We start from the raw sequence: 2,513 nt of genomic DNA, 5'->3' as shown, positions 1-2,513 counted from the left end.
CTTCTGGGCCGACTGGGCATCCGTCGTCGGCCTGGTCGGCCTCGTCATCGTCTTCGGCATCGCCCAGCCGGTCTTTCTCAGCGTCGCCAATCTGCAGGCGCTGCTGTTGGCGGCTGCGATCCTGGTCGTGCTGTCGATCGGCCAGACCTTCGTCATCGCCACCTCGGGCATCGACCTGTCGCTAGCGGCAGCCGTCATGCTCGGCGCCATCATCCTCGGCCTCGTCAACGCCGCCGGCTACGGCATCTTTGTCGCCTGCGTGCTGGCGGTTCTCGCCACCAGCGCCGTCGGCTTCCTCAACGGGCTGATCATCACGGCAGGCAAGATCCCCGACTTCGTGGTGACGCTCGGCACGCTGTCAGGCATCACCGGCCTTGGCCTCATCCTGTCGGGCGGCGAGCCGACCATGGTCGGCTCGACCTTCCTGCTCAGGCTCGCTTCCGGCTCGCTCGGACCGTTCGGTTATCCGGTCTGGGTAGCAATCGCAGCCGTCATCGTCGCGCATATCGCACTCTACCACACACGCTTCGGCGTGCATCTGCTGGCGACCGGCGGCCAGACCGAAAGTGCCGGCGCGCTGGGCATCCGCACCAACCGGGTCAAGATCGCCGCCTATACAATCTCGGGCTTCTGCGCCGGCATCGCGGCCGTTCTTCTGGTCGCCCGCATCGGCTCGGCCGAACCGCAGATCAACACCAGCCTGCTCTTGAACTCGGTGGCGGCGGTGGTGCTGGGCGGCGTCAGCCTGTTCGGCGGCCGCGCCAGCATTCTGGGACCGGCGATCGGCGCGCTGATGCTCACCGCACTCGTCAACGGCCTGACCTTGCTCAACGTCTCGGCTTTCTACCAACCGCTTGCCGTGGGCGCCATCGTGGTGCTGGCGGCCCTGATCATGCGGTATCAGAAATGAGCGCGCCCCATCACATCCCCGCCGCTGAGGCGATCATCGCCTGCGAAGGGCTGAGCAAGCATTTCGGCGGCATCCGCGCCTTCACCGACGTCGCCTTCCAGGCCCGTCGCGGCGAGGTCACCGCCGTCATCGGCGACAATGGCGCCGGCAAGTCGACGCTGATCCGCAGCCTGGTCGGCGTGCATCAGCCGGACACCGGCAATTTGTTCTTCGACGGACGGGCGCGGCCCTTCGCCAACCCCGACGAGGCACGCAAGGCCGGCATCGAGACCGTGCACCAGAACCTGGCGCTGATCGACGAACTGACGGTCGCGCAGAACCTGTTCCTCAACCGCGAGATCGTGCGTCGCATCGGGCCGTTCGCTTTCCTCGATCGCAAGGCGATGAAGCGCGAGGCCCGTTCCATGCTGTCGCGGCTGTCGATCAACGTGCCGTCGATCAGCCAGCGTGTGCGGCGCTTGTCGGGCGGCCAGCGGCAGGCGATCTCGATCTGCCGCGCTGTCGGCTCCGGCGCCAAGCTGGTGGTGATGGACGAACCGACGGCAGCACTCGGCGTGCAGGAGACCGCCAATGTCGAGGCTCTGATCCGGCGTCTGCGCGAGCAGTCGGTCTCAGTCATCCTGGTCAGCCACAATTTCGATCAGGTCCGCCGCCTGTCCGACCAGATCTGGGTGATGCGGGCGGGAAAGATGGCGGCGACCGTGCGCGCTTCCGAAACGTCCGGAAACGAGCTCGTCGCGCTGGTAACCGGCGCGGCATAGTCCTGCAGCATCAGACTTGAAATCAAAGGGAGTTCGCCTGTGGCACCAATTCGTGTCGGACTAATAGGTCTTGGAGAGGTCGCGCAGTCGATCCATCTGCCTGTGCTGGGCGATCAGCGCGACCGCTGGGTGATCGCGGGCGTGTACGACGTGTCGCCCAGCCTGGTGTCACTCGTCACCTCCGAATTTGCGACGGCAAAGGCCTTCGACACGGCCGAGGCGCTGATTAGTTCGCCCGACATCGACGCGGTGTTCGTGCTGTCGTCCGACGACACCCACAGCCGCTTCGTGCGGGCGGCGATTGCTGCCAACAAGCATATCCTGCTGGAAAAGCCCGCCTGCCTGACGGTGCGCGAAATCGACGATCTGCTGGCGCTGATGCCGGGCTACGACAAGACCCTGTTCGTCGGCTATATGCGCCGCTACGCGCCGGCCTATCTGGCGGCCAGGGACGAACTGCCGGCATACGCCGACATCACCCATGTCCGAATCTTCGACCTGATCTCGGAAGGCCGGCACTTTCTCAAAAAGAGCCAGAACGTCCTCCATCCCAACGACATCGACCCTACCCTGCTGGCGCGTGGCGCAAGCGAACGCGACGCGCTGATCCGCGAGGTGGTCGGCGCCGACGCGCCGGCCGATCTGGTGCGCGCCTATCGCGGGCTGACGGCACTTTCCTCGCATCACATTTCGGCGATGCGCGGGCTGATCGGCGAGCCGGCGCGCGTGCTGGCCGCGCACCGCACCAATGGCGGCGCCAACACATCAGTCACCTTCGACTACGGCCATTTCGCTTGTCTCTACGACGCGGTGGTCGACGATCTCGGCCTGTTCGACGCCAT

The 2,513-nt window shown here is 65.7% G+C and carries 3 protein-coding genes; all 3 read left to right on the top strand.

Features of this window, described 5'->3' with window-relative positions; genetic code table 11:
* A partial coding sequence (locus EOC06_RS10820) for an ABC transporter permease (protein ID WP_245469482.1) occupies positions 1 to 910 on the top strand: 910 nt, incomplete at its 5' end.
* A complete protein-coding gene (locus EOC06_RS10815) occupies positions 907 to 1,671 on the top strand; it encodes an ATP-binding cassette domain-containing protein (RefSeq protein ID WP_127319370.1) in 765 nt (254 codons plus the stop codon). The genes EOC06_RS10820 and EOC06_RS10815, both read left to right, overlap by 4 nt.
* Positions 1,672 to 1,710: 39 nt before the next feature.
* Positions 1,711 to 2,513 (top strand): Gfo/Idh/MocA family protein (locus EOC06_RS10810; RefSeq protein ID WP_164898536.1); only part of this gene is annotated, 803 nt, incomplete at its 3' end.

The organism is Mesorhizobium sp. M7A.F.Ca.MR.362.00.0.0 (assembly GCF_004023175.1).
Taxonomy (GTDB): Bacteria; Pseudomonadota; Alphaproteobacteria; order Rhizobiales; family Rhizobiaceae; genus Mesorhizobium.
This window is presented reverse-complemented; position numbering and strand designations above follow the sequence as displayed.

Excerpts from the sequence above, each read along its gene's own strand:
- EOC06_RS10815 (WP_127319370.1), top strand. The coding sequence starts at position 907 with ATGAGCGCGCCCCATCACATCCCCGCCGCTGAGGCGATCATCGCCTGC.